A 22266-nucleotide genomic window follows, 5' to 3' on the forward strand; every position below is an offset into this window, starting at 1 on the left:
TCCACCTCCCGTGCCGACCCGTTCCGGAGCCTCCCTGTGTATTTCCCCGATGTGGATACCTTCCGCGCCCTGGCGCCCGGGGCAACCTGATTCCTGTCTGCCGCGAGATCATGGCCGACATGGACACCCCGGTCAGCGCCTTCCGCAAGCTCGACGACGGCCGCTACGCGTTTCTCCTGGAGAGTATCGAGGGGGGCGAAAAGTGGGCCCGCTATACCTTTCTCGGCGCCAGTCCTTCCACGGTCATCCGCAGCCGGGGCAACACCGTCGAGATCATCACCAACGGCGAGACCCGTGCAGTGACGACGGACGACCCCCTCGGCTTTGTCCGCGATTTCCTGGCCCGGTTCCGGCCCGTGGAGATCCCCGGGCTTCCCCGCTTCTTCGGCGGCGCGTGGGGTACCTCGGCTACGACATGGTCCGCCACTTCGAGCGGCTTCCCACGGACAAACCCGCCGTGATCGGCGCCTGGGACTCCTGCTTCCTCATCACCGACACCATCGTGATTTTCGACAACATGCGCCAGAAGATCACAGTGGTTTCCAATGCCCACCTGGACGAGGGCGTTTCCGTCGAAGCGGCCTATGCCGACGCCGTTGCCCGGATCGAGGGGATCATCGCCCGGCTCAAGGCGCCGCTTCCGGCCCAGCCCGCCGCGGCCGCGGCCCGGAAGGTCTCCTTTTCTTCCAACGTCACCCGGGAGGCGTTCGAGGATGCCGTGGAACGGGCCAAGGAGTACGTCCGGGCCGGCGACATCATCCAGGTGGTCCTGTCCCAGCGCTTTTCCGGCGAGCTCACCGTGGATCCCCTCGACATCTACCGGGTATTGCGGACCCTGAACCCGTCGCCCTACATGTTTTTCCTCCGCCTGGACGATACCCTGGTGGTGGGCGCTTCGCCCGAAGTCATGGTGCGCCGGGAGGGGAGCCGCGTGGAGCTTCGCCCCATCGCCGGCACCCGTCCCCGGGGCGCCACGCCCGAGCGGGACGAGCAACTGGCCGAGGAACTCCTGGCCGACCCCAAGGAGCGGGCCGAGCACGTGATGCTCGTGGACCTGGGGCGCAACGACCTGGGGCGGGTCTGCCGCACCGGCACCGTGAAGGTGTCGGAGCTCATGGTGATCGAGCGCTATTCCCACGTGATGCACATCGTTTCCAACGTCCAGGGCGAACTGGCCGAGGGGAGGGACGCCTTCGACGTGGTGCGGGCCACCTTCCCGGCCGGCACCCTCTCCGGCGCCCCCAAGGTGCGGGCCATGGAGATCATCGACGAGCTGGAGCCGGTGCGCCGGGAAGTCTACGGCGGAGCCGTGGGCTACTTCTCCTTCTCCGGCACCATGGACCTGGCCATTGCCATCCGCACCCTCGTCATCCGCGACGGCGTGGTGCACCTCCAGGCCGGGGCCGGCATCGTGGCCGACTCTGACCCGGCCTCCGAGTACCAGGAGACGGTCAACAAGGCCATGGCCGTGGTGAAGGCCATCGAGACGGCGGAAAAGGGGTTGGATTAGCCGGTTATGGACGCGAGAAAGCTGCAACAGGCCGTTGTCTTGGGAAAGATATCGTGGCAACGACACGCTTTGACCAGGATGCTTGAGCGCGGCATTTCCCGACAAATGGTATTGACCTGTCTCAGTGACGGTGATGTCATTGAGGTGTACGAGAAAGATAAACCCCTGCCGAGCATTCTGGTACTCGGATTCCCTGCCGGCGACCCGCTCCACGTGGTCGCGGCCTATGATGAAACGTCGGGGAGTTGCTACGTGATAACCGTGTATCGGCCTGATTCACGGCATTTCGAGGCGGATTTCAAGACCCGGAGGTTGCCATGATGAGCGAAAATACTGGCGTCTGCCCGTTATGCGGCGGGGACATGGAAGCAGGAAAGACGACGTTTACGGCTGACCTGGGTTTTGGCGTGGTCGTGGTCAGGAATGTCCCGGCCACCGTGTGCTCACAATGCGGTGCCGACTGGATTGACGACGCCACCGCCGCCAGAATCGAAAAGATAGTGGAAGATGCCCGGTCGCGGCACGCCATCGTCGATATTACCGATCTTGCCGCCTGAGGTTATCTGATTCATGCTCCTGATGATCGACAACTACGACTCCTTCACCTTCAATATCGTCCAGTACTTCGGCGAGTTGGGCGAGGATGTGCGGGTCTTCCGCAACGACGGCATTACCCTGGATGAGATCGAGGCCCTGGCGCCCCGGCGCCTGGTCATCTCCCCCGGACCCTGCTCCCCCGAGGAGGCCGGGATATCGGTCGCCGCCATCCGGCATTTTGCCGGGAAGATTCCGATCCTGGGCGTCTGTCTGGGGCACCAGTCCATCGGCGCGGCCTTCGGCGGCACGGTGGTCCGCAGTTCCACCCTGATGCACGGCAAGACCTCCCCGATTCATCACAACGGACAGGGGCTGTTCCGGGGGCTGCCCAACCCCTTCAATGCCACCCGGTACCACTCCCTGGTGGTGGAGCGGGCCAGCTTCCCGGACTGCCTGGAGATCACCGCCTGGGTGGAGGAGGGGGAGATCATGGGCCTCGCCCACCGGGACCTGCCGGTCTGGGGGGTCCAGTTCCACCCCGAGTCGATCCTCACCGAGGGGGGGATGGACCTGCTCCGTAATTTCCTGGAGATGACGAAGTGAAACGCGGCTTTTCCGCAATCTCCGCGTTGTCCTGCGGAAAGACATGCTCGACGTACTGATCGATACGCCTGCGCTGGCTTTCCCCGGACGCCTTGACCTTGCACGAAATCCACGTTTCACGAGGAAGGTACAATGATCAAAAAAGCAATCGCCAAGGTTGTCGAGCGCATCGACCTCACGGAAGCGGAAATGATCGAGGTGATGGACCAGATCATGTCCGGCGGGGCGACCCCGGCCCAGATCGCGGCCTTTATCACCGCCCTGCGGATGAAGGGTGAGACGGTGGAGGAGATCACCGGCGCGGCCCGCGTCATGCGGGATCGGGCCACCCCCATCCGGGTCGGCAAGGGGGTCCTCGATATCGACCGGGACGACATCAACATCGACCAGGAAACGATCCTGGACGTGGTGGGCACCGGCGGGGACGGCACCAACACCTTCAACATCTCCACCACCGTCGCCTTCGTGGTGGCGTCCTGCGGGGTCAAGGTGGCCAAGCACGGCAACCGGGCCGTGTCGTCGGCCTGCGGCAGCGCCGACGTGCTGGAGTCCCTGGGCGTCAACCTGGACGTGACCCCGGAGACCGTGGAGCACGCCATTGCGAAGATCGGCATCGGCTTCCTCTTCGCCCCGGCCCTGCACGGCGCCATGAAGCACGCCATCGGCCCCCGCAAGGAGATCGGCATCCGGACCATCTTCAACATCCTCGGCCCCCTCACCAACCCGGCCGGCGCCGACTGCCAGGTGCTGGGCGTCTACCGGGAGGAACTGGTGGAGCCCCTGGCCCGCGTCCTTCACAAGCTGGGCTGCCGCCGGGGCTTCGTGGTCCACGGCATGGACGGCATGGACGAGATCACCCTCACCCGCGAAACCCGCCTCGCCGAGGTGACCCGGGAGGGGGTGTCGGTGCGGACCATCACGCCCGAGGAGTTCGGGTTCGCCTTCTGTCCCCCCGGAGAGCTTCGCGGCGGCGACGCGGCCGGCAATGCCCGCATCGTCCGCGGCATCCTTGAAGGAGCGAAGGGGCCGCGCCGCGACGTGGTGCTCCTGAACGCCGCCTACGGCCTGGTGGCCGCCGGCAAGGCCGTTGACCCGGCCGAAGGGGTCCGCATCGCCGCCGAGGCCATCGACTCGGGCCGTGCCCTGGCAAAGCTGGAAGAACTCATCACCCTGACCAACGAGTAAACCCATGACCGATACCCCCGATATCCTGAAGAAGATCGTCGAGCACAAGCGGGGCGAAGTGGCCGCGGCCCGCTCCGCCTCTCCCCTGGCCGAGGTGAAGGCCCGCATCGCGGACCTGGAGGACCAGCCCCGCGGCTTCGAACGTGCCCTGCGGGACTGCCACGCCTCCGGCTGGACCGCCGTCATCGCCGAGGTGAAGAAAGGGTCCCCCTCCAAGGGGGTCATCCGCCCCGACTTCGATCCCCTGGAGATCGCCGAGACCTACGAGCAGAACGGCGCCGCCTGCCTCTCGGTCCTGACCGACGAGCAGTTCTTCCTGGGCAACCTCCGCTATCTGGCCCTGATCCGGGAACAGGTGCGGCTGCCGCTGCTGCGCAAGGATTTCCTGTTCGACCCCTATCAGGTGTACGAGGCCCGCGCCGCCGGTGCCGACGCCATCCTCCTCATCGCCGCCATGCTGGAACCGGCGCAGATCGAGGATCTGGCCGGGTTTGCCCGGGAGCAGTATCTCGACGTGCTGCTGGAGGTCCACGACGAGCAGGAGCTGGAGACGGCCCTTGCGTCGAGCTGCACCCTGATCGGGATCAACAACCGCAACCTCCGCACCTTTGTCACCGACCTGGGCACCACCGAGCGGCTCATCCCCATGATCCCCGCCGACCGGTTCGTGGTGGCCGAGAGCGGCATCACCAGCCGCGACGACATCCTCCGCCTCCAGGCTGCCGGCGCCCACGGCTTCCTCATCGGCGAGTCCCTCATGCGGGAGGAGGATATCGGGGCCACGTTGCGGGAACTTCTGGGGTAGTTCAGTGACCCCCACGATCAGACAGACGCCATCGCAAAGGAGATCCGATGCAAACTAAAATAGTGCTGGACGAAAGCCGCATCCCGACCCACTGGTACAACATCATCCCCGACATGCCCGGCCCCCTGGCGCCGGTCATCAACCCCCGGAACCTTCAGCCGGTGACCCCCGACGACCTCCTCCCCATCTTCCCCATGGCCATCATCGAGCAGGAGGTTTCGGGCGAACGGTGGATCCCGATCCCGGAAGAGGTGCGGGAGATCTACCGGCTCTGGCGGCCGTCCCCCCTCTACCGTGCCCACCGGCTGGAGCAGGCCCTCGGCACCCCGGCCAAGATCTACTACAAGTACGAAGGGGTGTCCCCGGCCGGCTCGCACAAGCCCAACACCGCCATTCCCCAGGCCTGGTACAACAGGCAGGCCGGCATCCGGCGGCTGGCCACCGAGACCGGCGCCGGGCAGTGGGGGAGTTCCCTGGCCCTGGCCTGCTCCATGTTCGGGCTCGAGTGCACGGTCTACATGGTCAAGGTGTCGTGCACCCAGAAGCCGTACCGCAAGAGCATGATGCAGCTCTGGGGGGCCAACGTGATCCCGTCGCCGTCCGAGTTCACCAACGCCGGGCGCTCCATCCTGGCCCACGACCCGGACAGCAACGGCAGCCTCGGCATCGCCATCTCCGAGGCGGTTGAGGATGCCGCCTCCCGCGCCGACACCAACTATGCCCTGGGCAGCGTCCTGAACCACGTCTGCCTCCACCAGACCATCATCGGCCAGGAGGCCAGGGAACAACTGGCCCTGGCCGGCGACTACCCCGACGTGGTCATCGCCTGCTGCGGCGGCGGCTCCAACTTCGCCGGCACCGCCTTCCCGTTCCTGGCCGACCGGGCCGCCGGCAAGAACGTCCGCTGCCTGGCCGTGGAGCCCGCCTCGTGCCCGACCCTGACCAAGGGGATCTACGCCTTCGACTACGGCGACACCGCCAAGATGGCCCCCATCGCCATGATGTACACCCTGGGGCACGACTTCATGCCGCCCGGTATCCACGCCGGCGGGCTGCGCTACCACGGCGAGTCGCCCCTGGTGTCGCAACTCCACCATGCCGGCCTCATCGAGGCCAAGTCGTACCGCCAGACCGCCTGTTTCGAGGCTGCCCACCTCTTTGCCCGGCACGAGGGGATCGTGCCGGCCCCCGAATCGTCCCACGCGGTGCGGGCCGCCATTGACGAGGCAGTCCTCGCCAAGGAGGAGGGGAAGGAAAAGACCATTCTCTTCTGTCTCTCGGGCCACGGCCAGCTGGACATGGTGGCCTACGACGCCTACCTCTCCGGCGGCCTGGAAGACGTCGAATACCCCGAGGAGATGATCCGGGAGTCCCTGGCCAAACTGCCCAAGGTGGAACTGTGAACGGATGGTCCGCGTCAAGATCTGCGGCATAACATCCCTTGAGGATGCCCTCGTGGCGGTGGAGGCCGGGGCCGACGCCCTGGGCTTCGTTTTTCACGACGAATCGCCCCGCCACGTGACGCCCGAACAGGCCGCCGGCATCATCGCCGGGCTTCCGCCGTTTATCCAGACCGTGGGGCTCTTCGTGAACCGTCCCCTGGCATTCGTCAACGACACGGCCGCCCGCTGCCGTCTCGATCTGGTCCAGCTCCACGGCGACGAGCCGCCCGAGTTCTGCGCCGCCGTGGAGCGTCGGGTGATCAAGGCCTTCAGGGTGAAGGACATCACCAGCCTCGACCCGATCCGGCACTACCGCGTGGCGGCCCACCTGCTGGATGCCTATTCCCCCAAGGCCTACGGCGGCACCGGCCTCACCTTCAACTGGGACATCGCAGCTGCGGCAAAGGCGTTCGGCCCGCTCATCCTCGCCGGGGGACTCACCCCCGACAACGTGCGGGAAGCGGTGGAAACGGTGAAGCCCTATGCCGTGGACGTCTCGGGCGGCGTGGAAAGCGCGCCCGGCCGGAAGGACGCGGCCAGGGTGCGGGAGTTCATCCGGCGGGCCAAGGGATGGTAATTAGAAGGGCGGGACTGTGAATGGAAAAGGGGACGGAAGTATTTCCATCCCCTTTTCTTGTTTGAGATGAAGGGGATGATTACCATCAAATTTCGATTTGTGATTCCTAAATATCATGGTATGCCGAATCGTTGTCTGGTGCGATGAACCCTACTTCCAGAGTGTGCACGCCGGCGCGGAGCTTGATTTGTTGATTCAGCAAACCGGGCGGAATCTCGGATTCGAATTCAAGCTGACACGGTCGCCCAAGTTACACAACCACAGGCCCCCCCAATGAACGAAACAACCGGCAACATCTGGGACCACCTCGGCACCGCAATTATCTGCATCACCACCAACGGCCACCTGACAAAGAAGGGGGAGGCCGTTCTGGGGCGCGGCTGTGCCCGGCAGGCCCGGGAGCGGTTCCCTGGTCTGCCGGCCCGGCTCGGTGCTGTGCTGGCCGAAGGGGGAAACCATGTCCACGCCATCGGCGACGGACTCGTCAGCTTTCCCGTGGAGGAGAGCCCGTGGGCGAATCCAGACCTGCGCCCATCCGGCGCTCCGCCGCGGAACTGCGGGCGCTTGCCGACCGGGAAGGGTGGACCCGCGTCATCGTCCCCCGTCCCGGCTGCGGCGGGGGCGGCCTGGCGTGGCAGGATGTGCGGCCGCTTCTGGCGGATATCCTTGACGACCGGTTTACAATGATCACTGCCCCTTGATGGGGCTTGCCCTGATGTGCGAGAATGGTCGGCCTCGGTTTCCGGCTATCAGCCACCTTAACCACTACACGAATACAACCACTGGAGGATATATGAAATTACCCGACAGGCAGGGCCATTTCGGCCAGTTCGGCGGCCGCTACGTGCCGGAAACCCTCATGCCGGCCCTGCTGGAGCTGGAGCAGGCCTACAACCACTACCGGCACGACCGCGAGTTCAAGGAGGAGTTCGACTACTACCTCCGCCAGTACGTGGGGCGGCCCAATCCGCTCTATTTCGCCGAAAAGCTCACGCAAAAGCTCGGGGGCGCGAAGATTTACCTCAAGCGCGAGGACCTGAACCATACCGGCGCCCACAAGGTGAACAACACCATCGGCCAGGGGCTCCTGGCCAAAAGGATGGGGAAGAAGCGGGTCATCGCGGAGACCGGCGCGGGGCAGCACGGGGTTGCCACGGCCACCATCGCGGCCCTGTTCGGTATGGAGTGCGAAGTCTTCATGGGGGAGGAGGATATCCGGCGCCAGGCCCTGAACGTCTTCCGGATGAAGCTCCTGGGCGCCACGGTCACGCCGGTGACCGCCGGGACCGCCACCCTGAAGGACGCCATGAACGAGGCCCTGCGCAACTGGGTGACCTACATCCACAACACCTTCTACGTGATCGGCACCGTGGCGGGGCCCCACCCCTATCCGGCCATGGTGCGCGACTTCCAGGCGGTCATCGGCCGGGAGGCCAAGGCCCAGCACAGGAAGGTCGAGGGGCGGCTGCCGGATGTGCTGGTGGCCTGCGTCGGCGGCGGCAGCAACGCCCTGGGGCTCTTCTATCCGTTCCTCAATGACCGCGAAGTGCGGATGGTGGGGGTGGAGGCGGCGGGCCACGGCATCGCCTCCGGCGCCCACGCGGCGCCCCTGTGCGCGGGGAGCGTCGGGGTCCTCCACGGCAACAAGACCTACCTGCTTCAGGACGAGTTCGGCCAGATCGCCAATGCCCACTCCATATCCGCGGGTCTCGACTACCCCGGCGTCGGCCCGGAGCATGCCTGGCTCAAGGATGCGGGCCGGGCCGAGTACGTGTCGGTTACGGATGAGGAGGCCCTGGCGGCCTTCACGCTCCTTACCCGCGAGGAGGGGATCATGCCGGCACTGGAGTCGTCCCACGCCATCGCCCACGTGGTGAAGCTGGCGCCGACGCTGCCGAAGGAGCAGACCATCGTGGTCTGCCTCTCGGGCCGGGGGGACAAGGATATTCATACCGTGGCCGATGCCATGGGGGTATGCTTTTAGGTGCTCGATATCCGGGGGAAACTCGCTGAAAATGCAGTGTAACATATTGAAAGTAGAGGCGAATCTCAGAAAAAAGCTTGACAAGGCAAACTGTTTTAACTTATAACTTATTTCGCCTGTAAAATAGAACAGGCACAGGGAAAGGACCCCACAGGGGTCCTTTTGCCGTTTCTGCAACGGTTCTCATTCATTGACCAACCTGTCCATAGCCATCGGGCGGCCCCGTTGCCGTCCCCGTTTGGTCCCGCCCGCTGTCCGGGGCGAGGCCGAAATTTACTGAAAGGAGGTTTCAGCCGGAGCCGTTCCCACTGATCACCGCCCGTACTTCGGACCGTCCGGCAAAGCTGCGTACCCCGACCAAAAAACCACTATGAAAAAGATGATACTAGTATTGGCAGGAACGATGCTCTTCAGCGTCTCCTGCAACCAGAGCGGACTTCGCAAGGAAGCCGGTCCGACGGCACACTTCGCCGCCGCGACCGATCTGGAGGTCCGCAGGCTCATGGAGCAAGGCGTCGAGTATGATGAACGACAGCGCCAGGCCCGGGCCATCGCAGTCGTCTTCGCCAAGAGGACGACCCCTGAGCGCGCCCACAAGCTCGCAGCCCTCTGCTACCTGAAAACCCTCGGCACCGACCTCATGCCGCTCGACCTGGCGGAAATAGCCCTCTCGGAAACCGGTTCCCTCGGATTCAATGCCAAGGCAGTCTCGCCCAAAGGGGCGCTCGGCGTGTGGCAGTTGATGCCGTACCGCGCCGCCAGCCACGGTTACCGGCCCGAGGAGATGCAGGACGACGAGAAGTGCGCCGAAGCCGCCGTGCGGGAGCTCTACAGCAAGCTCGACATGGCAAACGGCGACCTTGTCCGTGCCAAGAAACTTTACTGTGGCGTCGGCCCCGAGGCCGATGCCTACGAGATCAAGCGGCGCCGCTACCGGAGAGAGATCCTCCGTGAACTGGAGCCGTCGCTTCCGGTGCGGGCCCAGGAGCTCCGCATCGAAGTGGAGCAGGCTTCATGACAGGAGTGGCTTTCCCGTGAAACAGGTAGTGTTTGCCTCATTCATGCTGCTCTTTCTTTCGGGCTGCTCCCTGTTCCTCTCCGAACCGCGGGTCGCGGTCAAGGATGTGGCAGTGACCCGCATCGGAGCGGACGGGGTCGATATCGAGCTGCTTCTCGGCGTGACCAATAACAACTCCTTTGCCCTGACGCTGACCGGGTACAGCTATGATCTCCAGGTGCTGGCTCTCCCCCTGACCACGGGGGGAGACCGACGGCGCATCGAATTCCCCGGCACCGCCACTACCGATGTGCGCCTTCCTTTCCGCGTCCCCTTCCGCTCTGTCATGGAGATTCTCAAGCGGCATCCGGACCCGGCCGCGATTCCCTACCGGCTGACCGGGGCGCTGGAGGTCGAGACTCCCCTGGGGGCCAGGCTGGTGCCGGTGAGCTCGACGGGCACTTTTTCAGTACCGCAGCGGTACCGTCCCGCAGAGATCCTTAAAGGATTCACAGGAGCCATCAACAGCCTCCGGCGCTGATCGTGCACCCCATGCGGCGGCGTCACGCATCACCGGCGTGGCGCCTCCTTTTCGCTTGATAATGCGGACACCCCTCTGATATATCAGAATCCATCACCTCTACGTGTCCCTTCGGAGTTCTCCGCCATGTTCAAGGAAATGAAACTCGGTTACCGGCTCATCGGCTCCTTTGCCATCATGGCCGTCATCGTCGCTGTCACAGGATTTATCGGCATCCGCTCCATCGGGATGGTCGGGAGCCGGGTTTCGGATCTCATGCAGACCCGTGCGGACCAGCAGAAGCTGGCGTTGCAGCTCCAGGCCGCCGAGCGCACCAGCCGCGTCGCCCTGCTGGAAGCGATGATGGGGCACGTGGATGCCAAGACCATGGCGACGAACGTGGAGTCCTACCATAAGAACCGGGACATCTTCAGGCGCTACAGCAATGCGCTGCGCAAGGGTGACCCGGCCCTGGGCATCCGGCTGGGCGCCGTCGATACCGTCATGGAAGAGCACGCCAAGGCGCTCATGGAGACCTGGAGCGAGTATGAAAAGGTGGCGGACAAGATCATCGCCTACAAGGCAGGGGTCCTGAGCGGCTCGGAGTCCCCTTCGGCGCTCGTTGAGTCCCGGCTCATCTCCGAACTGTCCGGGGCGAGCGAATTCGTTGCCCGCGACATCGATGACCTCATCGAGACGGTCAAGGGGCTGATGCAGGCGGTGGGGCAGGAAACGCGCCAGATCCGGGCTTCGGTCAGCATCACCTTCGTCATCGTCATCATCGGGGCTGCCGTGCTGGCCTTCGTCTTCGGCGTCGTGGCCACCCGCAACATCATCCGGCGGGTGAACATGATGGTCAAGGCGCTGAACAAGGGGGCGGAGGGGGACCTGACCGTCCGGGTGACCACCAGTGCCACGGACGAGCTGTCGCTGCTCGGCCGGGACTTCAACATCATGCTGGAAATGCTGGGAGAGCTGGTCCGGAAGGTGAACCACTCCCTGGTGGAGGTGGGGCAGATTTCCGCCAACATCTTCGAGGCTTCGCGCCGGGTCATGGCTGCGGCGGAAGTCCAGGCCGAGGGGGTGTCCCTGACTTCGTCGGCCGTTGCCCAGATCAATACCTCCATCAAAGAGGTGTCCCGCGGCGTCGACGGCCTCTCCCTTTCCGCCTCGGAAACCTCGTCGTCGATCCTTGAAATGGCCGCCAGCATCGAAGAGGTGGCCGTGAACGTGGACTCCCTGGCCCAGGCCGTTGAGGAGGTGAGCTCTTCGGTGATGGAGATGGCCGCGTCCATCAAGCAGATCGCCAACAGCGTCGTGAGCCTCCAGGATGTGACCACCACCACTGCCTCGTCCGTGGCCGAGATGGACAGCTCGATCAGGCAGGTGGAGAAAAACGCCATGGAGACCGCTGCCATTTCCGAAGAGGTGCGGCGGGATGCGGAAATGGGCAAGGCCTCGGTTGAAGCGACCATTGCCGGTATCCACGAGATCAAGCGTTCTTCCCGGATCACCTCGGAAGTGATCGAAACCCTTTCCGTCAGGGCCACCGACATCGGCGCGATTCTGTCGGTCATCGACGAGGTGGCCGAGCAGACCAACCTGCTGGCCCTGAACGCCGCCATCATCGCGGCCCAGGCGGGCGAACACGGCAAGGGATTCGCCGTTGTGGCCGACGAGATCAAGGAACTGGCCGAGCGGACCACCAGTTCCACCCGCGAGATCGCCCAACTGATCAAAGGGGTCCAGGACGAAACCGCCCGGGCCGTGGAGGCCATCGACCTGGCCGAAAAGAGCATCGCCGACGGCGAGGCCCTGTCCCATAAATCGGGCGAGGCCCTGGCCAAGATCGTTTCCGGCGTCCAGGGGGCCACGACCCAGGTGGAGAGCATTGCCCGGGCCACCATGGAACAGGCCAAGGGAAGCCAGATGATCCGCAGCGCCATGGAGCGGGTTTCAGACATGATCGCCCAGGTGGCCAGCGCCACCCGTGAGCAGGGCAAGGGGAGCGACATGATCATGGCCGCCGCGGAGCGGATGAAGGGGCTTACCTCCCAGGTCAGGATCTCCACCCGTGAGCAGAGCAAGGTGGGCTCGTTCATCGCCCGTTCCACCGAGAACATCACCGACATGATCCAGCAGATCAAGCGGGCCTGCGACGAGCAGTCGCGGGGCAGCGACCAGATCATCCGCGCCGTGGAAGACATCCAGGAGTCGACCTCGACCAACCTCGGCTCGGCGCGGATGATGGACGATGCGGTTTCGCGGCTGTCCCGCCAATTGGAGGTCCTTGAGCGGGGGATGAGCAGTTTCAAGGTGGAGGATCGGCACCCCGGAACCGGGGCCGGGGACCTGCGCACTCCCTGAAACCCAGACCGGCAACCATTCCGAAAGGCTTCCCATGAGCAGAATCGCTGGCACGTTTGCCGAGTTGAAACATAACGGCCGCAAGGCCCTCGTCACCTTCATCACCGCCGGGGACCCGGACCTGGCCGCCACGGAAGCGCTGATTCCGCTTCTGGCTGAGAGCGGCGTCGACATCGTGGAATTGGGCGTTCCCTTTTCTGATCCCATGGCCGACGGCCCCACCATCCAGCTCTCTTCCGAACGGGCGCTCGCCGCGGGGACGACCCTGCCGAAGATCCTCGACATGGTGCGCCGCGTCCGCACCCGCTGCCAGGTGCCCATCGTGCTCATGGGCTACTACAATCCGATCCTGATCCACGGCCCTGAGCGCTTTGCGGCGGATGCCTCGGCCGCGGGGGTCGACGGCGTGCTCCTGGTTGACCTCCCCCCGGAGGAGGCGGTTGAGTTCACGTCATGTGCCGACCGCCACGGGCTCGATGTCATCTTTCTCCTTACCCCCACCTCCGATGAGGGGCGCATCCGGAAAGTGGCGCGGCAGGCTCGCGGCTTCGTCTATTACGTGTCGGTGACCGGGGTGACCGGTGCGCGGAACGGCGTGGAGGAATCCGTTTCCGCCAATGTGGCCGCCATTCGCGGGGCGGTCGCCGTGCCGGTCGTGGTCGGCTTCGGCATCTCGACCCCCGGCCAGGCTGCCCAGGTGGCCGCCTCGGCCGACGGCGTGGTGGTGGGAAGCGCCATCGTCAAATTGTTCGAGCGCTTCACGGGCCCCGAGCTCGGGCGAGAGGTCACAGCCTTCGTTTCCGCGCTGCGCGAAGCGATCGGAAATTGACTTTAGCTGACTTTTTTGGTAATAAAACTTTTCAATTTCACTAAAAAATCCGGGATGCGAACGTCCCGACGGAGTGACGACATGGCGTGGTTCAAACGCGACAAGGCACCGGGCGCGGCTGACAAGAAGGTGAAAGTTCCCGAGGGTCTCCTGACCAAGTGCGTGAGCTGCAAGGAAAACCTTCTGACCAAGGACCTGGAGAAGAACATCAATGTCTGCCCCAAGTGCGGACACCACTACCGGATCTCGGCCCGCCAGAGGATCGATCTGCTCCTGGACCCCGGCAGCTTCACGGAATACGATGCTGTCATGACCTCGGTGGATGTCCTCGATTTCAAAGACTCCAAGAGCTACAAGGACCGGATCCAGCAGGCGGTTGCCAAGGGGGGCTCGCGCGACGCGGTCATCTGCGGCGAGGGCGCCATTGAGGGTATCCCGGTGCAGATGGCGGTCTTCGACTTCTCCTTCATGGGGGGGAGCATGGGGAGCGTGGTGGGCGAGAAGATCACCCGCGCCATCGAGCGGGGGATCGAGAAGCGGACCCCGGTCATCATCATCTCCGCTTCGGGCGGTGCGCGGATGCAGGAAAGCATCCTGTCCCTGATGCAGATGGCCAAGACCTCGGCGGCCCTGGCCAAGCTCAAGGAGCTGGGGCTTCCCTATATTTCCATCCTGACCGATCCGACCACCGGCGGGGTGACCGCCAGCTTCTCCATGCTCGGCGACGTCAACATGGCCGAGCCCAAGGCACTCATCGGTTTCGCCGGCCCGCGGGTCATCGAGCAGACCATCCGCCAGAAGCTCCCCGAAGGGTTCCAGCGGGCCGAGTATCTCCTGGACCATGGCATGGTCGACGTCATCGTGGAGCGCAAGGAGATGCGGGCGAGCCTCGCCCGGATACTTTCCATGCTGTATCGCGGCTGACTCCCGTTCCCGACCGGGATACGCACGAATGGGGCCGGTTCGTTGACCGGCCCCTTTTTCGTGCCAGGTCAAATCAGTGGACATTTATCCTTCCATTTCCTATAATTCCGGCCAGCAATGACCTACGGGGAGATCCTGGCACATATCTACGGCCTGCGGCGCTTCGGCATCAGGCCGGGACTCGAACGGATCGCCACTCTCCTCCAGCGGCTCGGCAACCCCCAGGAACGGCTCAGGGTCGTCCATGTGGCCGGGACCAACGGCAAGGGGTCAACGGCCGCCTTTCTGGCTTCCATTCTGGCGGAGGGGGGATACCGGGCAGGACTTTTCACCTCTCCCCATCTCACCCGCTTCACCGAACGGTTCAGGGTCAACGGCAGGGAGATCGCCGAGGAGAGCGCCGCGCGCGTGGCCGGGCAGGTCCTGGCAAACGCGCCGGAAGGAACCACCTTTTTCGAGGTGGTGACGGCCATGGCGCTGCTCCATTTCGTCGAGGAAGGGGTTGACGCGGCGGTTCTCGAAGCGGGAATGGGAGGCGGTGCCGATGCCACGAGCGCAGCCACGGGAATCCTGACGGTCATCACTCCCGTTGCCCTCGACCATTGCGAGTGGCTGGGCGACACCATCCCGGCCATCGCCCGGGAGAAAGCAGGCCTCATCAGGGCCGGCCGGCCCGTGGTCCTTTCGCGCCAGCCGGCTGGAGCCCGTGACGTCTTCATTGAGCGCGGTCGCAGCCTGGGGGCTCCCCTGGTATGCTTCGGTGCTGATTTTTCCGCCGCGTGGGATGAATCGTCCCTCGCCTATGACGGGTTGTCGCTTCAGCTTGCGGGCCTGCGGCCCGGCATCGGCGGCCGCTATCAGTCGGCGAACGCAGCCACGGCCCTGGCCGCCGCCGAGATCCTGGCCGATAACGGCTTCCGCCTCGACTCCTCCGCGCTACGGGCGGGCATCGATGCGGCCCGTTGGCCCGGCAGGATGGAACTCTTGTCCGGCGCCCCGCGGGTGCTGCTGGACGGCGCCCACAATCCCGACGGTGCCCGGGCGCTCGCCGACTCGCTGACCGATTATCCCCGACAACGCCTGATCGTGGTGACCGGCGTCATGTCTGACAAGGATGCGGCGGGGATTCTCGCCCCTGTTCTGCCCCTGGCCCATGAGGTGGTGGCGGTCACGCCCGCGGTTGAGCGGAGCCTTGATGCCGGACGCCTCGCTGAACTGTGCCGGGAGAAAGGGCTCAATGCCGTTGCCGGCGGCACCGTAGCCGAGGGGCTCGATCTCGCCCGGCAGCGGGCCGGCGCACAGGATCTCATTCTCGTCTGCGGCTCCCTCTTCACGGTGGGCGAGGCACGGGCGATTCTTCTCTCGCAGCGATACGAGCCGTTTCGCGGCTGACCGGCAACCGGCCATGCCGCTCATGTGCAGTTAACGACCCGGACACGGAAACCGTCCATGCCATTGAATCCCATCCGTATAGCTGGAGGCATCGTTCTCGCGCTGCTCCTGGCCCCGCCCCACGCGGCCCGGGGCGCTGGCGGGGGCGAGGAGCCGTTCTACCTCGATGCCGACACCCTGACCCATGAGGCGGCCGGCGACACGGTGGAGGCGAGCGGCAACGTGCGGATCAGGGGGAGGGGGATGACGCTCCTCTCGGACCGGGCGTTCCTGTTCGGCGACAAGGAGGAGGCCGAGGCCCGGGGGAACGTGATCCTCATGCGCGATGGCGATACCCTGCGCGCGGACCGGATCCGGCTCAACTACCGGACCGACACCGGCGTGGTGGAAAACGGCGCTGCCTTCATGCCCAAGGGCAACTTCCACCTGCGGGCGCAGCAGATGGAAAAGCGGGGTCCCGACGCGTATCGCCTGGAACGGGGGGTCTTCACCACCTGTGACGGGGACAATCCAAGCTGGAAGTTCTCCGCTTCCGAAATCGACGTGAACGCCGAGGCTACGCCACCGGCAAGAACGCCCTGTTTTACGTCAAGGACGTGCCGCTCCTCTACTTTCCCTACCTCATCTATCCCGTGAAACGCGAGCGGCAGTCGGGCCTGCTCACGCCCCGCACCGGCAACTCCAGCAAAAAGGGATTCATGGTGGACCTGGCCTATTACTGGGCCATCAGCCCCAGCCAGGACGCGACCTTCAACCTCGACATCCTGACCAAGCGCGGAACCGGGCTCGGCGTGGATTACCGCTACATCCGGAAGCGGGGCAGCGAAGGAAACCTGCGGGGCTTCGTCATCTACGATACCGAGCAGCAGCGTTTTCGGGGCGACCTCTCCCAGCGGCACCAGGAGATCGTTTCGGATACGTTCAACCTGAAGTCCGACATCAACCTGGTGGCCGACCGGAATTTCTACCGGGACTACGCAGAAGAGAGCGGGGTTTACAACCAGAGCCAACTGGAGACCACCCTTTCGGCCACCAAGTATTTCGATCGTCACATCCTTTCCGGCGAGTTCCGCTACGTGCAGGACCTGCGGGAAGAGGTTCCCGACAACCGCAAGACCCTCCAGAAGCTCCCCACCATAACCCTGACGGGCATCCGCCAGCGGCTGTGGGAAACCCCGGTGTTCTTCTCCTTTGATTCCAATTTCATCAACTTCTACCGCAGGGAGGGGATCAAGGGGCAACGGCTCGACCTCTCCCCCGTGCTCACGGGGTACGCAAAACCGTTCGGTCCCCTGGAAGCCGCCGCCTGGGTCGGCTACCGCCAGCGCCTCTACTATGCCCACGGCGTGGAGAGCGGCGAAGGTATCCGCGGATCGGGGCTCTTTTCGGCCGGGACCTCGCTTTCCTCAACGCTTTCGCGGGTGTTCGAAACGGCCAGTCCCACCATGCCCCGGGTCCGCCACGTGATGATCCCCGAGATTCGCTACAACTACGTGCAGGACCGGGACCAGGAATCGCTTCCGTTCTTCGATTACAACGACCGCATCGTGCATGAGAACCGGGTCGTCTACTCCCTGACCAATTACGTGACCGGCCGGTTCGACCGGGGCGACGGGCCGCCCGAGTACCGGGACCTGCTCTATCTTCGCATCGCCCAGGGCTACGAGTTCAGCGGCACCCGCCGCGATCTCCTCACCCTGGTGGATGAGAAGCGGCACTTTACCGATGTGCAGGTGGAGGCCGCGGTGCACCCCCACCGGCTGGTGTCGCTATCCACCGACCTGCGCTACAATCCCTACCGCACGGTCCTTTCCACGGTGGCCGTGTCGGCCGATGCCCGCGACGAAAAGGGGAATGCGGCCGGCATCACCTACCGCCACGCCCGGGACGAGGTGGAGTACCTGGAGGCGAAGGCATCGCTGGCCCTGTTCTCACCGGTGTTCGCCACTTACGCCAACCGGTATTCCTTTGATCGCAAGGGGACCCTCGAGTCCTTCTATTCGCTGGAGTACCGGCACCAGTGCTGGAGCGTGAGCTTCTCCTACCGCGACCGGCCCGATACCAACGAGTTCTTCGTCACCTTTGCCCTGGCCGGCATCGGGTCGGTGGGCAAGATACGGGCATTCTAATTCCCAGGAGGTTGTCATGGGTGACTCCTTTTCCCCTTCCGCCGTGCTCGTGACCGGCGGCGCCGGCTTCATCGGCTCCAATTTCATCAACCACTTCCTGCCGGCGAACCCCGGTTGCCGGGTGATCAACCTGGACCTTCTCACCTATGCCGGCAATCTGCGCAATTTGACCGCCGTGGAGCAGAACCCGGCCTACCGCTTCGTGAAGGGCGACATCGGCGACGCAGAGCTGGTCCGGCGCATCCTGGCCGAGGAGCGGATCGACGCGGTTGTCCACTTTGCCGCCGAATCCCACGTGGACCGCTCCATCCTGGGACCGGAGATTTTCGTGAGGACCAACGTCCTCGGCACCCAGGTGCTCCTGGAGGAGAGCCGCCGCCACTGGAAGTCGGGCGCGGCGGAGCGCTTGCGCTTCCTGCACGTTTCCACCGACGAGGTGTACGGGACCCTGGGGGAAACCGGCTACTTCACCGAGGAGACCCCCCTGGCCCCCAACTCCCCCTACTCGGCGAGCAAGGCCGGTTCCGACCTGCTGGTGCGGGCCTACAACGAGACCTTCGGCCTGCCGGTCCTGACCACCCGCTGCTCCAACAACTACGGCCCCTTCCAGTTCCCGGAGAAACTGATCCCGCTCATGATCCACAACATCGTGGCCGGAAAGCCCCTGCCGGTGTACGGCGACGGCCGCAACGTGCGCGACTGGCTCCATGTGAAGGATCATTCCACGGCCATCGAGACGGTGCTCAAGGAAGGCAAGCCGGGCGAGGTCTTCAACGTGGGGGGCAACAACGAGTGGTTCAACATCGATATCGTGCACCTGCTCTGCGATCTCCTGGATGAACGGCTTGGCAGGGCCGGCGGTGAAAGCCGCGGCCTCGTCACCTTTGTCAAGGACCGTCTCGGCCATGATCGCCGCTACGCCATCAGCGCTGCCAAGATCAAGCGGGAGCTGGGGTGGGAGCCCTCGTACACCTTCGAGCGCGGCATTGCCGAAACCGTGGACTGGTACCTGGCCAACCGCGCCTGGGTGGACGAGGTGACGTCCGGCTCCTACCGGGATTACTACGAAACACAGTACGGAGGCGGGCAATGATCCTGGTGGTCGGTGCCAAGGGAATGCTCGGCCGCGACCTCATGCGGGTGCTGCCGGGGGACGTGCGGGGGGTCGACATCGAGGAGATCGACATTACCTCGCCGGAATCGGTACGGCGGGTCATTCTGACCCTGAAGCCGCGAGTGGTGGTGAACTGTGCCGCCTACACCGATGTGGACGGCTGCGAGACCAACGCGGACCTTGCCATGGCGGTGAACGGCGAGGGGGTGGGGCACCTGGCCGCCGTGACCCGCGAGATCGGGGCGCTGCTCGTGCAGGTGAGCACTGATTACGTGTTCGACGGCACCAAGGGGAGCCCCTTTCAGGAGGATGATCCGGTCAATCCCCTGAGCGTGTACGGCAGGTCGAAACTTCTGGGCGAGGAACAGGCCCGCTGGAATCCGGACCATCTCATCGTCCGGACCCAGTGGCTCTACGGGCTCGGCGGCAAGAACTTCGTGGAGACCATGCTGCGCCTGTCGACGGAGCGGAGCGAAATCGCCGTGGTGGACGACCAGTTTGGCTCCCCCACCTGGACAGTGGACCTTGCCCTGGCCATCAGCGAACTGATCGAGAACAACTGTCGCGGCACCTATCATGCCGCCAACAGGGGGATCTGTTCCTGGTTCGAGTTCGCCCGGGCCATTTTTGCCGAAGCAGGAGTGGAGATGACCGTCCGGCCCCAGACCACCGCCCAACTGGGGCGCCCGGCCCCGCGTCCCCTCTATTCGGCTCTCTGCTGCGACAAGTTGACCCGTGACACGGGACTCGCACTGGAAGGCTGGCGCGAAGCCCTTGCCACCTATCTCGAAAAGCGGCGCGAAGCCGGATTGTCCTGACGGAGGAACACGACGATGGAACTGGAGCGCGGCGAACGCCCCTGGGGCACCTATACCGTTCTCGAAGAGAACAGGAACTACAAGATCAAGCGGATCGAGGTGAAGCCGGGGCAGCGGCTGTCGCTTCAGATGCACCATCACCGGAGCGAGCACTGGATCGTGGTTTCCGGAACGGCCCGGGTCACCTGCGGCGACGACGAATACACGGTGAACGTGAACGAATCCACCTTCATCCCCATTGGCCGCAATCACCGGCTGGAGAACCCGGGCAAGATACCCCTCGTCATCATCGAGGTGCAGAGCGGGGAATACCTGGGAGAGGACGACATCGTCCGATTCGATGATGATTACCATCGCTGCGAGACACCTGCAGCATCCTGCGCCGACGAGGAAGGGTAGGGGAGCCTTCTCTTTTCCCGACAATTCTCAGGCAGGCTGCGGCGTCCCGTTTTCGCGCCGCGCCATCCCACTGATTTCCCGGTTGGTTGAAAACTGAATATGGACAGCGGGTTGATGGTGGCGTGTTCAGCCCTTGAACGATTGTGTCACCATTGCCCTGTTGTAGGCAGCGGCAATGGCGTGGCGGGTGAGGATGCCGACCACCCGTCTCCGCCCGCCGGGCTCCACAACGGGAAGTTCGTCAAGGGGGGTGCGCTCGAACACCCGGAGCGCTTCCGCCAGGGAGTCTTCGCTGGCGATCGTCAGAATGTCCACGGCAGCCATTTCCCCCAGAGTGACCCGGTCGAGAAGCCCGGGCTCGAATGCGGTTCCGAGAAAATCGTGGATGACCACGACTCCGGAAAGCTCTCCCCAGGCAGTGACCACGGGGAAAGTGGTCTGGCGCGGGGAGTGGCTGCGCGCCAGGAACTGGCGGATGGTCATGGTCTCCGGCAGTATTTCCGGGTCGCGCACCATGACACCCCGGACCCGTATCTGTTCCAGCACCGCCTGTTCGCGCCCTGCCCGCAGATCGATCCCCCGTGCCGCCAGATCGGCGGTGTCGATGCCGTCCTTATGGAAGTGCCGGGCCACGGCGGTGCCGATGGCGCAGGCCAGCATGATCGGGACGATGACCTTGTAGGAGCCGGTCATCTCGAAGAGCAGAAAGATGCCGGTCATGGGGGCGTGGGTGACCGAGGCGAGGAACGCTCCCATGCCCACCAGGGCATAGGCGCCCGGCGTTGCGGTGTGGAAGGGGAAGAGGCCGTTCGCCAGGAAGCCGAAGCTCATGCCGGCGACCGAGCCGATAAAGAGCGAGGGCGCGAAGGTTCCCCCGGGGAGCCCCGAACCGACCGTGACACAGGTAGCAACCATCTTGCCGGCAATGAGGAGCGTGACGAGGAGCCACCCAACATCGTTGGAAACGGCTTTTTCGATGAAGTCATAGCCGTTGCCCTGGACCTGAGGCAGGAGCACTCCCACACAGCCGGCGAGAAAGCCGCCCAGAATCGGTTTCCAGAGGGGATTGACCTGAAGGCGTGCAAAGAAGCCCCTGGTCTTGCCGTAGCCGGTGATGAAAAGAGCCGCAAGGCAGCCGCACACCACTCCGAGCAGGGCGTAGAGGGCGAGTTCGAGAGGGTGGACGAGCTGGTAGGCCGGCACGTCAAAGGCGGGGATGTCGCCGTACATGGCCCGGGAGACAACGGTTGCCATGCCTGACGAGATGACGATGCTCGTGAAGGAAGAGAGCTCGAAGGAGGAGAGAAGGACGATCTCGTGGGCAAAGAACACCCCGGCAAGGGGGGCGTTGAAGGTGGCGGCCACCCCGCCCGAAACCCCGCAGCCGATGAGAACCTTGAGCCGTTCTCCCGACATGCCGAGCAGATGACCCACCACGGAGCCGGCCGTGCCGCCGATCTGGGCGATGGGGCCTTCCTGGCCGGCGGAGCCGCCGGAGCCGATGGTGAGCGCCGACGCGATCCCCCTGGTGAACATGAGCCTGAGTGGCAGCCGTCCGCCCCGCAGGTTGACTGTTTCCAGAAACCGGGGGAAGCCGAAGGCCATGTCTTCCCTGAATCTGATAAACAGGGGGAGCATGACGACGGCGCCGGTGACGGGGAAGGCGATGGCCCAGAGACGGTTCGCGTTCCAGGCATAGGGCGAGTAGCCGGTCAGCTGTCCGCCGCTGTCGATGATGAGCCAGCGGAACAGGTCGATGCACGAGCGGAAGGCATGGTTGCAGAGTCCAGCCAGCAGGCCGATCCCCACGGCGAGAATCGCCATGAGCGTGTTTTCGCTGATCCGGACCCGGGAGAGGAGCGAAAAGACCGCCCGCCGCGTTCGGACGAACCGCCGCAGCAGGTGGAAATCCCTGATGAGGACCAGTGGGGTGGTCCAACGGGCTGCTTTTTCGGGGGATTCTGGTTTCATGGCAGGATGTGGCTCCTGGGCGCGAAGGCCCGGCGGCCCGGAACGCTGGATGCCAGGCCCGCTTCAACTGTTTGTATGCAAACTATATACTGCCGTAATTACGATTCGGCAACAGATTTTCCCCGCATTGCCCCCGATTATCTTGTGTTACGTTAAAACCGGC

Annotated in this window: 18 protein-coding genes and 3 pseudogenes; 20 read left to right on the forward strand and 1 reads right to left on the reverse strand. The window is 64.4% G+C overall.

The genetic code is table 11. The features are described 5' to 3' along the window. The first annotated feature begins 86 nt into the window (after nt 1-86). The 20 genes and pseudogenes from A2G06_05585 to A2G06_05680 all read left to right on the forward strand — a co-directional run bounded on the left by A2G06_05585 (nt 87) and on the right by A2G06_05680 (nt 20132). Nucleotides 87-1510 (forward strand): annotated as a pseudogene (locus tag A2G06_05585) (anthranilate synthase). Nucleotides 1511-1516: 6 nt separating this feature from the next. Next, entirely contained in the window at nt 1517-1831 is a 315-nt protein-coding gene (locus tag A2G06_05590; GenBank protein ID ANA39897.1) for a hypothetical protein, read from the forward strand. Continuing rightward, entirely contained in the window at nt 1831-2067 is a 237-nt protein-coding gene (locus A2G06_05595; protein ID ANA41603.1) for a YgiT-type zinc finger domain-containing protein, read from the forward strand. Before A2G06_05590 ends, A2G06_05595 begins: the two co-directional genes overlap by 1 nt. A 13-nt stretch (nt 2068-2080) precedes the next feature. After that, nucleotides 2081-2650, forward strand: coding sequence for an anthranilate synthase component 2 (locus tag A2G06_05600; protein ANA39898.1), 570 nt, complete (start codon nt 2081-2083; stop codon nt 2648-2650). A gap of 132 nt (nt 2651-2782) precedes the next feature. After that, nucleotides 2783-3835 carry an anthranilate phosphoribosyltransferase gene (locus A2G06_05605; protein ANA39899.1) on the forward strand — a complete coding sequence of 351 codons (1053 nt, stop codon included), beginning with the start codon at nt 2783-2785 and terminating at the stop codon, nt 3833-3835. A gap of 4 nt (nt 3836-3839) precedes the next feature. Then, nucleotides 3840-4640, forward strand: coding sequence for an indole-3-glycerol phosphate synthase (locus A2G06_05610; protein ANA39900.1), 801 nt, complete (start codon nt 3840-3842; stop codon nt 4638-4640). A gap of 47 nt (nt 4641-4687) precedes the next feature. Next, on the forward strand, nt 4688-6043 hold the full coding sequence (locus tag A2G06_05615) for a TrpB-like pyridoxal-phosphate dependent enzyme (GenBank protein ID ANA39901.1): 1356 nt from the start codon (nt 4688-4690) through the stop codon (nt 6041-6043). Nucleotides 6044-6047: 4 nt separating this feature from the next. Beyond that, the gene (locus A2G06_05620; GenBank protein ANA39902.1) at nt 6048-6659 is read left to right on the forward strand and encodes an N-(5'-phosphoribosyl)anthranilate isomerase; all 612 of its coding nucleotides are present in this window, start codon (nt 6048-6050) and stop codon (nt 6657-6659) included. A 273-nt stretch (nt 6660-6932) separates the two neighbouring features. After that, nucleotides 6933-7360: pseudogene (locus tag A2G06_05625) on the forward strand (ADP-ribose-binding protein). A 92-nt stretch (nt 7361-7452) separates the two neighbouring features. Beyond that, on the forward strand, nt 7453-8643 hold the full coding sequence (locus A2G06_05630) for a tryptophan synthase subunit beta (protein ANA39903.1): 1191 nt from the start codon (nt 7453-7455) through the stop codon (nt 8641-8643). A gap of 370 nt (nt 8644-9013) precedes the next feature. Continuing rightward, complete coding sequence (locus A2G06_05635) at nt 9014-9661, forward strand: lytic transglycosylase (GenBank protein ANA39904.1); 648 nt, start codon at nt 9014-9016, stop codon at nt 9659-9661. Between the two features lie 16 nt (nt 9662-9677). After that, nucleotides 9678-10181, forward strand: a complete 504-nt coding sequence (locus A2G06_05640; protein ID ANA39905.1) for a hypothetical protein — start codon at nt 9678-9680, stop codon at nt 10179-10181. 126 nt (nt 10182-10307) lie between these two features. After that, nucleotides 10308-12527 carry a chemotaxis protein gene (locus A2G06_05645; GenBank protein ANA39906.1) on the forward strand — a complete coding sequence of 740 codons (2220 nt, stop codon included), beginning with the start codon at nt 10308-10310 and terminating at the stop codon, nt 12525-12527. Between the two features lie 34 nt (nt 12528-12561). Next, a complete protein-coding gene (locus tag A2G06_05650) occupies nt 12562-13356 on the forward strand; it encodes a tryptophan synthase subunit alpha (GenBank protein ANA39907.1) in 795 nt (264 codons plus the stop codon). A gap of 81 nt (nt 13357-13437) precedes the next feature. Beyond that, a complete protein-coding gene (locus A2G06_05655) occupies nt 13438-14280 on the forward strand; it encodes an acetyl-CoA carboxylase subunit beta (protein ANA39908.1) in 843 nt (280 codons plus the stop codon). Between the two features lie 117 nt (nt 14281-14397). Continuing rightward, entirely contained in the window at nt 14398-15672 is a 1275-nt protein-coding gene (locus A2G06_05660) for a bifunctional folylpolyglutamate synthase/dihydrofolate synthase (GenBank protein ID ANA39909.1), read from the forward strand. Between the two features lie 57 nt (nt 15673-15729). Then, a pseudogene (locus A2G06_05665) lies at nt 15730-17801 on the forward strand (lipopolysaccharide biosynthesis protein). A gap of 16 nt (nt 17802-17817) precedes the next feature. Beyond that, on the forward strand, nt 17818-18894 hold the full coding sequence (locus A2G06_05670) for a dTDP-glucose 4,6-dehydratase (GenBank protein ANA39910.1): 1077 nt from the start codon (nt 17818-17820) through the stop codon (nt 18892-18894). Then, a complete protein-coding gene (locus tag A2G06_05675; protein ID ANA39911.1) occupies nt 18891-19733 on the forward strand; it encodes an NAD(P)-dependent oxidoreductase in 843 nt (280 codons plus the stop codon). Before A2G06_05670 ends, A2G06_05675 begins: the two co-directional genes overlap by 4 nt. A 15-nt stretch (nt 19734-19748) precedes the next feature. Next, on the forward strand, nt 19749-20132 hold the full coding sequence (locus A2G06_05680) for a mannose-6-phosphate isomerase (GenBank protein ANA39912.1): 384 nt from the start codon (nt 19749-19751) through the stop codon (nt 20130-20132). A gap of 126 nt (nt 20133-20258) precedes the next feature. On the opposite strand, the gene A2G06_05685 is transcribed toward A2G06_05680, so the two are convergent. Then, entirely contained in the window at nt 20259-22103 is a 1845-nt protein-coding gene (locus A2G06_05685) for a chloride channel protein (protein ANA39913.1), read from the reverse strand. Nucleotides 22104-22266 lie beyond the last annotated feature (163 nt).

The organism is Geobacter anodireducens (genome assembly GCA_001628815.1).
Lineage (GTDB): Bacteria > Desulfobacterota > Desulfuromonadia > Geobacterales > Geobacteraceae > Geobacter > Geobacter anodireducens.